General features: G+C 40.5%; 14 protein-coding genes. 8 read left to right on the top strand and 6 right to left on the bottom strand.

The features are described 5' to 3' along the window. Positions 1-43 precede the first annotated feature (43 nt). The 7 genes from ACKWB9_RS00410 (at position 44) to ACKWB9_RS00380 (ending at position 5,436) form a co-directional block, all read left to right on the top strand. Entirely contained in the window at positions 44-526 is a 483-nt protein-coding gene (locus ACKWB9_RS00410) for a CAP domain-containing protein (RefSeq protein ID WP_414000996.1), read from the top strand. A 286-nt stretch (positions 527-812) separates the two neighbouring features. Then, complete coding sequence (locus ACKWB9_RS00405) at positions 813-1,298, top strand: CAP domain-containing protein (RefSeq protein ID WP_414000995.1); 486 nt, start codon at positions 813-815, stop codon at positions 1,296-1,298. 114 nt (positions 1,299-1,412) lie between these two features. After that, the gene (locus tag ACKWB9_RS00400) at positions 1,413-1,955 is read left to right on the top strand and encodes a 3-hydroxyanthranilate 3,4-dioxygenase (RefSeq protein WP_414000994.1); all 543 of its coding nucleotides are present in this window, start codon (positions 1,413-1,415) and stop codon (positions 1,953-1,955) included. Beyond that, entirely contained in the window at positions 1,952-2,326 is a 375-nt protein-coding gene (locus tag ACKWB9_RS00395; protein ID WP_414000993.1) for a DUF1304 domain-containing protein, read from the top strand. Before ACKWB9_RS00400 ends, ACKWB9_RS00395 begins: the two co-directional genes overlap by 4 nt. Before the next feature lie 80 nt (positions 2,327-2,406). Continuing rightward, the gene (gene amaB, locus ACKWB9_RS00390) at positions 2,407-3,960 is read left to right on the top strand and encodes an L-piperidine-6-carboxylate dehydrogenase (protein WP_414000992.1); all 1,554 of its coding nucleotides are present in this window, start codon (positions 2,407-2,409) and stop codon (positions 3,958-3,960) included. Between the two features lie 596 nt (positions 3,961-4,556). Then, positions 4,557-4,892 (top strand): hypothetical protein, encoded by a 336-nt coding sequence (locus ACKWB9_RS00385; protein ID WP_414000991.1) that lies wholly within the window; start codon positions 4,557-4,559, stop codon positions 4,890-4,892. Next, entirely contained in the window at positions 4,882-5,436 is a 555-nt protein-coding gene (locus tag ACKWB9_RS00380; RefSeq protein WP_414000990.1) for a hypothetical protein, read from the top strand. Before ACKWB9_RS00385 ends, ACKWB9_RS00380 begins: the two co-directional genes overlap by 11 nt. Positions 5,437-5,512: 76 nt before the next feature. Here ACKWB9_RS00380 and ACKWB9_RS00375 read toward each other — a convergent pair whose 3' ends face one another. From ACKWB9_RS00375 to ACKWB9_RS00360, 4 genes are all read right to left on the bottom strand, one after another. Beyond that, positions 5,513-6,511 (bottom strand): acyl-ACP desaturase, encoded by a 999-nt coding sequence (locus ACKWB9_RS00375; RefSeq protein ID WP_414000989.1) that lies wholly within the window; start codon positions 6,509-6,511, stop codon positions 5,513-5,515. Positions 6,512-6,583: 72 nt separating this feature from the next. Then, complete coding sequence (locus ACKWB9_RS00370; protein ID WP_414000988.1) at positions 6,584-7,318, bottom strand: metallophosphoesterase family protein; 735 nt, start codon at positions 7,316-7,318, stop codon at positions 6,584-6,586. Further along, the gene (locus ACKWB9_RS00365; RefSeq protein WP_414000987.1) at positions 7,315-8,400 is read right to left on the bottom strand and encodes a TFIIB-type zinc ribbon-containing protein; all 1,086 of its coding nucleotides are present in this window, start codon (positions 8,398-8,400) and stop codon (positions 7,315-7,317) included. The genes ACKWB9_RS00370 and ACKWB9_RS00365 overlap by 4 nt, the downstream gene beginning before the upstream one ends. A 144-nt stretch (positions 8,401-8,544) precedes the next feature. After that, positions 8,545-9,690 carry an SPFH domain-containing protein gene (locus tag ACKWB9_RS00360; protein ID WP_414000986.1) on the bottom strand — a complete coding sequence of 382 codons (1,146 nt, stop codon included), beginning with the start codon at positions 9,688-9,690 and terminating at the stop codon, positions 8,545-8,547. Between the two features lie 294 nt (positions 9,691-9,984). Here ACKWB9_RS00360 and ACKWB9_RS00355 point away from each other — a divergent pair, with 294 nt between their 5' ends. Continuing rightward, positions 9,985-10,932: a carbohydrate kinase family protein gene (locus ACKWB9_RS00355; protein ID WP_414000985.1), complete on the top strand. Its 948-nt coding sequence runs from the start codon at positions 9,985-9,987 to the stop codon at positions 10,930-10,932. Positions 10,933-11,259: 327 nt separating this feature from the next. Here the strand turns inward: ACKWB9_RS00355 and ACKWB9_RS00350 are convergent, their stop codons facing one another. Next, complete coding sequence (locus ACKWB9_RS00350) at positions 11,260-12,396, bottom strand: ATP-binding protein (RefSeq protein ID WP_414000984.1); 1,137 nt, start codon at positions 12,394-12,396, stop codon at positions 11,260-11,262. Beyond that, complete coding sequence (locus ACKWB9_RS00345) at positions 12,393-13,190, bottom strand: SDR family NAD(P)-dependent oxidoreductase (RefSeq protein ID WP_414000983.1); 798 nt, start codon at positions 13,188-13,190, stop codon at positions 12,393-12,395. The genes ACKWB9_RS00350 and ACKWB9_RS00345 overlap by 4 nt, the downstream gene beginning before the upstream one ends. Positions 13,191-13,200: the final 10 nt, after the last annotated feature.

Here is a 13,200-nt window from a genome sequence, read left to right as displayed (position 1 = left end):
CTACTTATTGCACTGAAGGCCTACTTACAAATAGAACATCATTATGAAAATGAGATTGCACCACGCTATCCTTGTTTTATTCGTATTTATTATTTCATGTACAAGTGAAAATTTAGACGAGGATACAACTTCTATTGTAACGGCAGAAAACAATGTCCAACTAGAGGAAGCTCTTTTAGAGCTGGTAAACGAACACAGAGTTAATTTAGGCATTAATAATTTGGAATTTAGTGAAGTGGCGTACAAATATGCCAATAGCCATAACGATTATATGATCGCTAAAGGAAGTTTAAGCCATGATAATTTTAGTTCCCGGGCTTCTAACATCAATTCTGAGGAAGAAGTGGAAATGGTAGCGGAAAATGTAGCCAAGGACTACAATACCGCCCAACAGGCCTTTCAAGGATGGTATACCAGTTCCAATCATAAAAAAACCATGGAAGGTGATTTTACCCACACTGCAGTGAGTGTAAAAGAGGACGAGAACGGAAACTATTACTTCACCCAACTTTTCTATAAAAAATAAAAAGGCCGGGTATAAACACTTTTAATCGAAGGTTTTCTACAACCTGTCGGAAATGTATTCTTAGAGTTCTCGATTATCTTCTCTTTTTCTATGACCAAAAGTCAAAATAAGCATCAACGGTATCATTTTTTCGATAAAAAATCAGAAGCCGTTTATCGATAAGGCCCTATATGGCCTTATTTTACAGCTTATCGAGTTTTTCTTCCGAATTAAGGAGGTTTTGGATCTAAAAGTTGTTCAGCGATCTACCTTCGTTGTGTCAAAACAAGTAAAGTACCCCCAAATCATGAAGTACAAGTTTATAATATTGGTCTTAATATCATTTAGTATCCTTTCCTGTTCTAAAGATACCGTTTTGGAAGAGGTGGACGCCTCACAATTTATTTCGGGAACGATAGCAATTACCGAAGCCGAGGAAAAACTTTTTGACCTTATCAATCAGCATAGAAAAAATCTCCAGCTAAACACCCTTTCTTTAGAAGCCACTTCCTATCATTATGCAGGGGAGCATACCGATTATATGATATCCAAGGGCAATACAAGCCACGACAAATTTGAAGAACGGGCAAAAGCCATTTCAGATAAGACCGGGGCAAAATTCGTTGCGGAAAATGTTGCAAAGGATTATGATACCGTAGAAGAGGCTTTAGAAGCCTGGTTGGAAAGTTCCGGCCATAAAAAGAACATAGAAGGAGAGTACACACATTCCGCATTATCCATTAAAGAAGACAGTAACGGAAACCTTTATTTTACCCAAATATTCTTTAGATAACGATTATTGGATTATTCTATCCTAAAAAAGCCTTTGGACGTCCAAAGGTTTTTTTGTGCCCCGGTTTTAGGTCGGAGCGATCCCTTTTTTTATCTTTAAATAAAATAAACCCACATGGAAATCAAGGCCCCTTTTAACCTAAATGCATGGATCAAAGAAAATAGGGATACGTTAAAACCTCCGGTAGGGAATAAAAATCTGTACAAAGATGCCGGAGATTATATTGTTATGATCGTTGCCGGACCCAATGCAAGGAAAGATTACCATTACAACGAGACCGAAGAACTTTTTTATCAGTTAGAAGGGAATATTGAAGTACATATTCAAGAAAACGGTCAAAAAAAAACAATGAGACTGGGTCCAGGGGATATGTACCTGAATCCGGCCAAAATTCCACATTCCCCTGTAAGGCATAAGGATTCCATAGGTCTCGTAATTGAACGAAAGCGGGCGGATATGAATATAAATGACGGCCTTATATGGTTTTGTGACAACTGCAACACGAAACTGCATGAAGTATATTTTGCCCTGAACGATATAGAAAAGGATTTTCTAAAACATTTTAAACATTTCTATAGTTCAGAAGCATTGAGGACCTGCAACAACTGTTCTACGGTTATGCCCGTTGACGAACGTTTTATGGCAAAAGAGGAATGATCTTAATTACGGCAAAAATCATCACGATACTAGTTGCATTATTGCATCTGTATTTTCTATGGCTGGAGATGTTCGTATGGACGACCAGGGCAAAAAAGGTCTTTCGAAATTTTCCTTCGGATTTGTTCGAGCCTACTAAAAATATGGCCGCCAACCAAGGGCTGTACAATGGTTTTCTGGCGGCAGGTCTCGTTTGGTCATTTCTTATTGAAAACCCCGTTTGGGCCGCCAATATTTCCCTATTCTTTCTAGGTTGTGTAACCCTTGCGGGAATCTACGGAGGCATTACGGTATCAAAACGGATTTTCATCATACAGGGCATACCTGCATTATTTGGCCTTATACTATGGGGGAGCATAAGGTTTCTTTAAATCATTTGGACTTGCATTGAGGCCAATATTCTTCATACTTTTGTTCAATATTTAACATTATGCATTAAAAAAGTTATAAAATGTCTAAAATTGCAACAGCGTTTGGAATAAATAAAGCTTTGATAGCATTGGGGGTTCAGGATATGAACAACGGGACCTCAACAGGTCTTAGTTTTTTTTCCTCGGGAGAAATTATTGAATCTTACTCGCCCGTAGATGGGGCCTTAATCGCTAAAGTAAAGACAACGACCAAAGCGGATTATGAAAAAGTGATGGCCTCCGCCTCTGCTGCATTTATTTCATGGCAAAAAAAACCGGCACCGCAACGCGGTGAAATTATAAGACAATTTGGGGAGAAATTAAGGGAATTAAAAGAACCTTTGGGGAAATTGGTTTCCTATGAAATGGGGAAAAGTTATCAGGAAGGTCTTGGTGAAGTCCAGGAAATGATAGATATATGTGATTTTGCGGTAGGCTTGTCCCGACAGCTGCACGGCCTTACCATGCATTCCGAAAGGCCTGGGCATCGCATGTACGAACAATACCATTCATTGGGCATTGTGGGCATAATTTCGGCCTTTAATTTTCCCGTGGCCGTTTGGGCATGGAATACGGCCTTGGCTTGGATATGCGGCGATGTCTGTATATGGAAACCTTCCGAAAAAACACCGCTTTGTGGTATTGCGTGCCAGAACATCATAGCAGAGGTGCTCCAAGAAAACAATCTCCCAGAAGGTATTTCTTGTTTGATCAATGGTGATTATAGGGTTGGGGAAATGATGACACGGGACAATCGTATTCCTTTGGTATCGGCTACAGGTTCCATTAGCATGGGTAAAGTAGTGGCACAGGCCGTAGCTGCCAGATTGGGAAAATCACTATTGGAACTTGGTGGCAATAATGCCATTATAGTGACTCCGGACGCCGATATAAAAATGACGGTCATCGGTGCCGTTTTTGGAGCGGTAGGGACCGCAGGGCAACGTTGTACTTCTACCAGAAGATTAATTATCCATGAATCTATATATGATACGGTAAAAGATGCTTTAGTTACTGCTTATAAACAGCTACGAATTGGAAATCCGTTAGATGAAAATAACCATGTTGGGCCTCTGATAGATCCCGATGCGGTAGTCCTTTATAAAAAAGCACTGGAAAAGGTTGTTATGGAAGGGGGGCAGCTAATCGTGGAAGGCGGTGTTCTAAAAGGCGAAGGGTATGAAAGTGGTTGTTATGTAAGGCCGGCGATCGCCGAGGCAAAAAACAATTTTGAAATTGTGCAGCACGAAACATTTGCTCCCATACTTTATTTATTAAAATACTCCGGCACTCTAGAAAACGCCATTACCATACAAAATGGTGTTGCTCAGGGGCTATCTTCTGCCATTATGACAAATAATTTGAGGGAAGCGGAATATTTTCTTTCTACCGCAGGAAGTGACTGTGGCATTGCCAATGTAAACATAGGCACTTCCGGTGCGGAAATTGGTGGTGCTTTTGGTGGTGAAAAAGAAACTGGGGGAGGACGGGAAAGCGGTTCTGATGCTTGGAAAATCTATATGAGAAGGCAGACCAATACCATAAATTATACTTCTGAACTACCTTTGGCCCAAGGTATTAAGTTTGATTTATGATCAATTTATCAAAAAAGGAAATCAACCCATCTTCTTTGGCCAGGTTAATCTACGGGTTCATGGGTCCAGCTCCCTTGTAACAAAGCCTGAATCCCAAGAACAACGACCATGCATATAAATCTAAAAAAATTTACCAGCTTCTTTTTTGCTCTTTTCAAAGGTACCCAAGTTTAAAGAAAGGTAATTATTTCAGGCAGCTTTTAATCCTATTTGTGTATAATTAGTGCCAGCCGTTGTATAAATCGCAGGCTATCCACCTTATCCCCATCATAAAGAAAAGCCCCGCTACTAAAATCAGTAGGGGGCTCGACCATTAAACCAACTAACTCAAATTTTTTGGTGAACCCTATCCCAGTGCCGGAACTTTGTCGGGAGAGATAGGGTATTGTTCCATTTGTTGCCACAATTTCAAAAGAAAAGCCCATTCCATAAACAAGTATTATATCTAACCGGGATAACAGTGTGCAAATGGGTAGGAATCAAGTATGGATGGAAAAACGATCAATATCGATTACAATACAATAAACCTTAAAATTTTTAACAGTTTTAAGATTTTTTTAATACATTGTAAAACAAACACTTAACAATCTTCAACTATGACAAAAACAACAACAAATCTCCTGCTGATGTTGATAGCTATTTTGGCAGGGACTTACTTTTATGTTATGTATTGTAGTGAATGTAGTAATCAAAAAAGCTTAGAGCCTGAGGAATCTACCGAAGCTAGGACTCCAACGGAACCTGTTAGTACTTTCTTGTCCGCTACAACCAACAATGGGAACTATTCCCCTATTCACCAAAATGGTCTATCTCAACCCATTCTAACATCCTTTTCTAAAAATGACACGGAAACCCTTAACAGTAGGGGGTTGGTCAGAACGAATATCTCTAAAAATCATCAACCCATAAAATCATACGAAAATGAATTTTGAAAATATGAATATCTGGTGCTGGTTAATTCCCTTATTGATAGGTGTTATATGTGGTATTTTGGGGTACTTAATAGGTAACAGTGGAAATACTACTGTTGATCATTCCGCCGATTTAAAAACATTGAAAGATAAGAACGCTAAATTACAAGCGGATTTGGATGCATGCAATAAAAAAGTTTCAACGGGTGCCGATCTTAGTGCCGCAGCAACTTCATTAAGTGCGGGTACAACGGTCGCTTCTATTCCTTATGATGCGGCCATGGCAAAATCGGCCCTTGGAAAGACCGTTAAACAAGATGACCTTAAAATAATTGAAGGGATAGGCCCTAAAATTGAGGGTATGTTCAAGGATACCGGAATCAAAACATGGAAAGCGCTTTCTGAAACTTCGGTAGCGGAATGCAAAAAGGTGTTGGACAGTGGAGGGAAACGTTATCAAATACACGACCCGGCATCATGGCCCATGCAGGCAAAAATGTGTTATACCGGTAAATGGAAGGAACTGGCCAAATGGCAGGAAGAACACAAACACGGAAAATTATAGCAGCAACAACCAACTTAAATTAAAAACCCGATCAAAAATTTTGATCGGGTTTTCTAATCTGGTTACTTAAAGTATGTTACAACGCACCATTGGCCTCTACCCATTTAAAATGGTATTGGTCTTGCGGAAATTTCATGCGTTCTGCAATACGTTCCAGTCTTGCAGGTAATTTTATAAGGTAATCCCTAGCTTTTTCAGCCTCTTCGTTTAACGAACGAATACTGTCCAACTCCCAATAGGCATTCAATTTTCGCAATATATCCACATAATCCTGAGCCGTATAAACTCCCAAACGCTGTGCACAGTTTGAAAAGTTTTCAAAGGCGGTGCCTATGGAACCCCCGGATTCTCTTAAAAAATGTGCCGGCATCACAATTTTTTTCTTCATCATATCCGCAAAGGCCAACATCATCCCAGAAGGATCCTCACCAAAAATTGTTTTCACAAATTCCCGATAGGCCAAATGATGGCGCATTTCATCCCCGGCAATGATGGCGCACATTTTTCCCAATAACGCATTTCCTTTTTTCTTGGCCATTTTCCCAACTCGTTTATGCGAGATGTTGGTGGCCAATTCTTGAAAGGAAGTGTACACAAAGTTTTTATAGGGGTCTCTATCCGTTCCAATATCAAACCCGTCCGAGATAAGGTGCTGGGTAGTTATCTCCACTTCTTTCATATTTACCCGACCCGATAAGTATAAATATTTATTGAGCACATCACCATGCCTATTTTCCTCTGCCGTCCATGCCCGTACCCATTTGGCCCAACCATTGGTCTTGTAATCCCCGTGTTGGTCTATACCCACCACATCCATCAACCAAGATTCGTAGGTGGGCAACGCCTCCTCCGTAATGGTATCCGCAACCATGGTCACCCAAAAGTCATATCCCAATTCCTTGGATTCTTCCCGTAATTCCTTTACTTCCTCCAAAAAACCGTCTTTTTCGGAATCGGGCAGAAAATCGGTCGGTTGCCAAATTTCCTCAATGGGGATAAGAAAAGAATCCATAAACCCCGCTACCTTAGGCTCTAGGGCCTGCATTACTTCCAGTCTTATATTTTTAACGGACATCTTTCTATTTTTTTCAAAGTTCGTCAATAAAATAAACTTTTAAGGGTTAAAAGCCATTCATTTTTAATCCATTCAATTTCGGCCCTGTTCATTTGGATAAAACGTATGGACGGCATCACTTTGCCAATACTCCTTTGTTTCCACGTTCATAGCGGTCAACGGTCCCTTAAATGCCGCACCGGTATCAATGTTCCAAACATTGGCCCTATTTTGCGGTGTTGTCATACCCATACGGGTAACCGGGGTATGGCCAATATAAATTTCCTTATAATGTGTGAGCCGTTTGGGATAATACATGTCATCCTTATCCAGGGCTGGATTTAAGGACAGCGCCAATTCCCATAACGTACGATCCCAATAAAAGGTTTTGGTGAAATATTCAAAATCAATTCCCTTTAAATTCGTGAAACCGGCGTGAAGAAAAAGTCTGTTTTCCTTATCCAAATAATAATTACGAAGTTGCTCAAAAAATCGGATATGTTTGTTTTTGGAATCATTATCCGTTCCATTATACGATGTCATGGTAGCCCTCCCCCCATGTATATGCCATGTAGGGTTGTCAGCGGCCCCGGTCAACCATTCATGGCAAAGTTCATCATGATTGCCCCGGAGAAACACACAGTTTATTCGATCTTTTAAGTCCAATAAATAGTTCACTGTTTCAGCTGCATCACTCCAACCATCAACATAATCCCCAAGAAATATCAATCGATCTCTTTCTGTTACTTTAGCACGTTGTAAAAGTTGCTCCAAAGCTTTTAATCCGGAATGGATATCCCCAATGACCAGTGTTCTTTCTAAAATCATTTTGCAAAAATCGCAAATAGGGCTACCAATACAAGAATAAAAAGGACTAAAAAGAAAATTTTCCAAAACGAATAAGGTCTCCTGCCACTTACCGTTCCCGTTTGTCCATTGATATAAAACCGATATTCTTGATCGTTATATCTGTATGAACTAATATAAACGGGCAATAAAATATGCTTGAACGTTTCGTCAAAAAGGCTGTATTGCAAATTGGTAATGCGTTGGGTGTCGCCGCCTATTTTTTGACGAGACCAACGTTCGGCTATACGTTCCCCCTCTTTTTCGGCAACAAGATGCCCTTCTTTTAGGGGAATGGTATATTTCTCGGTAACAAATCCCCTTAAAAAGCTGGAGTTAAAAGGCTGTAACAATTTCAAGTTCCAATGGGCGACTTTAGCCGGAATACGTCCTTTTTGTTGTTTGGACGCTTTCACCAGGGTATCGTCTATAAATCCGGAAACGGTACCGGAGGTATTCGTCCAACGCGTCTTACGTCGCTGCCTTTTTTGGGCCTTACCGTTACTATCTCGATAGGTTTCCGTCACATAATAGTAATCCCCTCGCTGGCCGATATATTCCCCTATCAACTTGGCATCAAATGTCCAATAGGGCAGATACAGGCCTTTGGTATATTTGGGGTCTAGGGCCGCTTTTTTAAGATTGTTCGGGGCAAACCACAAATTATCGATCCATTCTTTAAAGATCCGATGTGATTTTTTCCGATCAATTTGGAACGGCAGGACCGCACCCGGCAAAATCCAATCCTCTTTATAGGAATCCTCCAATACCAAAGGCATGCTACAATACACACAATGCAGGGATTTGTAGTTCTCTTCCACGTGTTGTTGCGCACCGCAATTTTTACAACGCAGCATGGAGATTTCTTCACTGTGTTTTTGTGCCCCCATTTGGTTGAGGTAGGGGTACAGTTCCAACTCTTCAAAACCGCTTTCGTCAATGGCGATCGCTTCTTGATACCCGCAATAGTCACAACTTATATTTTTGGTCCCCGGCCGGTATTTAAGCTCCGCTCCGCAATTGACACAGGCTTTTTTACGTTCGGTATTTTGAATTTCTTGCATTCGTTTTTAATCCTTGCTCGTCAAATAGAAAAGACTCTTTCGGGTTTGACTTTCAATCTCTTTATCGTACTATAGCATAGTTCTCCAGAAATTCCATTCCAATGAAATCTTCCGTTATGGAACAAGGTCTATATTTTTCTATGATCAAACAGTCGGTAAGGGTGGTGGTGTATTGCCTCCTAAAAAAGATTTGAGTTCCTCAACTTCCTGTAGGGCCGTCCAATTGGGCATGCCCTGTTTCCAGATCAAGGTTTCTTTATTTATGGTCCTATTGGCAAACAATACTTTCAATTGCTCCAGATATACCGGCCCTTGCTGTGCGTTGTCCAGTGCGTAAAAATACTGTGTGGCAACAGGCATTGGCGGAGGTACTGCCCCAGTACCCGGGGCCCGGGATGTTCCTATTTGTGTATTTGCCGGTGACATTCCTGGCATAACACCGCCCATTTGCTGTGCCATGATAAAGCCCATGCCCATACCCATGCCGGCACCTGCGGTTCCTCCTTCATTTTTTGCCGCCGCTTCAATAGCCTTGGCCGCTTTAAATTTGTATAGTTTGTCCAAATCTATAGTATCGATACGGCTATATTCAAAGATTTCCTTCTTCAAATCTTCGGGCATGGAAACGTTCTCTATATAGAATTTCTCCAGTGAAATACCTACGGATAAAAATTCCGGTTTCATTACCTCCTGACAAGTATCCGAAAGTTCGGAAGTGTTGGCCGCATAAAGTTCTATGGGAATATTCGCTTCCCCCACCGTATCCGTAAACCTCGTAGCAATTAAGCTCTTAAGGTGTTCATTAATTTCAAAGTTGGTGAAATTGTTATCCGTACCCACAATATCCACTATAAATTTTCCAGAATCCGAAATTTTAAATGCGTACGTTCCAAAAGCCCTGATTTCTACCAATCCAAAACGTGCGTCGTTCAAGGTAATGGGGTTTTTGGTCCCCCATTTTTCATCCGTGAACAATCGGGTGTTCACAAAATATACTTCTGCCTTGAACGGACTGTCAAAACCATATTTCCAACCTTTGAGCGTTGTTAAAATAGGAAGGTTTTTGGTGTTTAAAGTATAGGTTCCGGGTGTAAAGACATCGGCCAAGCGGCCTTCGTTCACAAATACCGCGGTCTGGCCTTCACGTACTATGAGCTTTGCATTGTTCTTGATTTCATTTTGATAGCGTTCAAAACGATGTACAATGGTATTGTTGTCCGTATCAAGCCATTCAACAATATCTATGAATTCATGACTTAATTTCTTTTTTATTTCATCGAATATGCTCATTTTTCCAATAGGGTTTTAATTACCCTAAAAAGGTAGGGAATTCCCAAGCACCCAACAAACGAATAAATTATTCTACGTATTAATAACGCCCGAAATTCGTTTTTCTCCGAACGAGAACTAGTTGAACTCGTTTGAACTTTTAGGATTTAAGTGAAAATATTGGCCGGAGCTGGATTTTCTAGTTATCTTAGAAGGTATGACCGATTCATGGAAATTTAAGATCTATAGTTTTCAAAGCAATAACATAGTAATCCATGGATTATAATCAGGCTCCTAAAAACAGATAAACAACAGATGAAAAAAGTCTTCTGCATTGGTGAACTCTTGATTGATTTTGTTGCCGAAAACCAGGGCAAAGACTTATCAAAAGCAAACGAGTTTTCCAAAAAAGCAGGTGGTGCACCGGCAAATGTAGCTTGTGCCATAAGTAAGCTCGGAGGAAAAAGTTACTTTATAGGTGCCGTAGGAAATGATCCTTTTGGCAATTTTTTATTGGATGCTCTCAAAAATTCGGATGTTGACATTTCTTTGGCGCAGCGATCGGAAATATTTACGACCCTGGCATTCGTTTCCCTGGACAAAAATGGGGAAAGGGATTTTGTTTTTAGTCGGGGTGCGGACAGGGAATTGATCTACGATTCTTCCCTAAAAATCAATTTTAAGGAAAACATAGTGCATTTCGGTGCGGCTACGGCCTTGTTGGGCGGCAATTTGGAGAATGCTTACGGAAGGTATTTTTTTGATGCGCTCACACAAAATTCCTTTATTAGTTTTGACCCTAATTACAGGGCCGATCTTTGGAAAAACAAGGAGGACATCTTTATCAAAAAATGCAGGCCTTTTGTGGAAAAGTCGCACCTCTGCAAATTTAGTTTGGATGAAGCCTATTTGCTTTCGGGCAAAACAACCCCGGATGAGGCCTGCTCCTACTTACATGAAATCAGTACCGGTATTATCGTAATTACCATGGGCGATAAGGGTACGTTGTTAAGTACCGCGAACTATAAACAAACAATCCCCAGTATTGTGATAAACCCTGTTGATACGACAGGGGCGGGCGATGCGTTCATCGGTTGTCTTTTAACCCAATTATCCTCTTTCGATCCGTTGGAAAACATAATTGAAAATCAGGGGGTACTCCACAAAATGGTAGAAAGGGCGAACAAGGCAGGAGCTATAACCACTACCCGTTTTGGTGCCATAGCATCATTACCGAATCAGAACGAATTGGATACCCATTAAAATGAACCGGGTGGCATTACACCGCCTATTAATTGCTCAAAAAATAGGGCTTCTGCAAAAGAAGTCCCCGATTCCGGCCCATAAAATGTTCTTCTGTACATCCATGCTCAAATCCCCGTGTATCTGCCCATGAAAGACGAAAAAACGATATACAAATGTAGGTGATTTCCAATTTTGATACAGCTATACGGCATCTGGATACTCCTTGGTTATTCTCTATTGGGTTTTTGCCTTGAGAGCTAAGGAACATCATCCGTGGTCATGGGTTAAAACTGAAGAAAATCCGCTGGAGCTAAAACCTTATGGACAACTGTGGACCATGAGGACCTAATTATATTTTACTTTCCTCAATATCCGCAAGGCTTCTTTAAGGGAGTCATACACTTTTGGATATAGCTTTTTAACCAACTTCCTGCCTTGTTCCATTTGTTTTTTTGCCGCTTCAAATCCATTCAAATAACAGATTAGGTAAGTATCCGCCAAATGCCCCAAATCCACTTCTTCAGAAGGCTTCAGGCCTATGTTGCCCCTAATCTTTGATAATAAACTATTGTTGGCATTGTATATATGATGCAGTATTTTTTTATCGTATCGCGGGGGTTCAAAAATAAGGGTGCTTTGTATCTGATAGGTGCCATTATCCTCAAAAGTAATGACCACTTTTTCCAAAGGATAATATTTTTGTTTACCTCCAAGACCTAACTGTACATATTCCATGATCGTAAAAGAATGTTCGTTGTAGGCAATGGTAACCTCATCCAGATTGGAGTAGAATAGTTTTACCTGTTCGTTTATCAATTCAATATCCACCCTAAAATAATACGTTTCCCCTTTTACCACCTTTTTATTTCCTGCCCAACAGACCACAAACTGTTCCTTGAACACCTTATAATCATTCTCCAAATCTTTATGGCGATTGTTCAAAAAATCTATTACTCCATCCAGTGTCAATTCTATATTGTTACGGGCATGTTGTTCAATGGTAGCCACCGTTTTGGAATTGATGTCCTTTAATTCAATATCATAAACCTTGGGCAGACTTATACTTCCTTCCCTAAAGTAAACAGACCCTCCATAATACTTCCAGATATTCCTCTTAAGCGAACAGATTTTTCCATCGGATTTTATAGTGACCAGCCCTACTACTTTACCCTCCGGCAGATGGGGAAAGGGAATGTTCTCATAAGATATTAAAGGTGGGTTATCCAAATAGGCGTTGACGAGGTTTTGAATTTTACTATCATCAAAAAAATCGACACCGATAATTTTATTGTCCTCGTCTTCCACACCAACAACGATAAAAGAGTTGTTCCCGGGGTTGCTATTTGCCAACGCACAAACATGCTTTAAAAACTTGGCCTTGCCTTCTTTCTCCCCTATAGCGATAAAACGTTTTTTGTCATAAAAACTATTTTCATCGTTATGGGCGAGTAAGTTCTTAACCAATAGGCGTTTATTGATCATAAATTCTTTTTCACAATAGTGCTGTTGGCCTGGGCGGTAGGCATCACCAATAAATCGGCAATGTTTACATGATAAGGTCTGGAAACGACAAAATAGATGATATCCGCAATATCCTCCGGTTTTAACGGTCGGAATCCTTTATAGATACCGTCGGCTTTTTTTGAATTTCCCTTAAACCTTACATTGCTGAATTCGGTCTCCACCAATCCCGGATTTACAGCTCCGACTCGAATCCCATATGAGTTAAGATCCATGCGCATACCCTGGTTTATGGCATCTACGGCATATTTACTGGCACAATATACATTGCCTTTAGGGTATACCTCTTTTCCTGCTATGGAACCAATGTTTATTATATGCCCTTCCTTTCTGTCGATCATTTGCGGCAGAAGTGTTTTAGAAACATATAGCAATCCTTTCACGTTAATGTCCAACATGTCATCCCAATCGTCCAAACTACCTTTATCTATACTGTCCAGACCGTGAGCATTGCCGGCATTGTTGATCAAGATGTCTATTTTGGAAAAGTCCGACGGTAATGAATCAACGGATTTCTTGACCGCAGCTTTGTCCCGAACATCAAAAGTTAATGTATGGACCTTAGTATGAACACCTAAATCCCGACTTAATTCATCCAATCTTTCCTGTCTTCTTCCACAGAGTACAAGATGTATATTATGCTGCGCAAAGTACTTGGCCGTTGCCCTTCCGATACCACTTGTGGCACCTGTAATGAACGCAGTTGTCCCTTCTAGCACTCTCCGGGAGGGAGAACCATTGGTTTTATCGATCATATTTCAATTT

The sequence above is a fragment of the Maribacter spongiae genome (genome assembly GCF_047345125.1).
Lineage (GTDB): Bacteria > Bacteroidota > Bacteroidia > Flavobacteriales > Flavobacteriaceae > Maribacter.
This window is presented reverse-complemented; position numbering and strand designations above follow the sequence as displayed.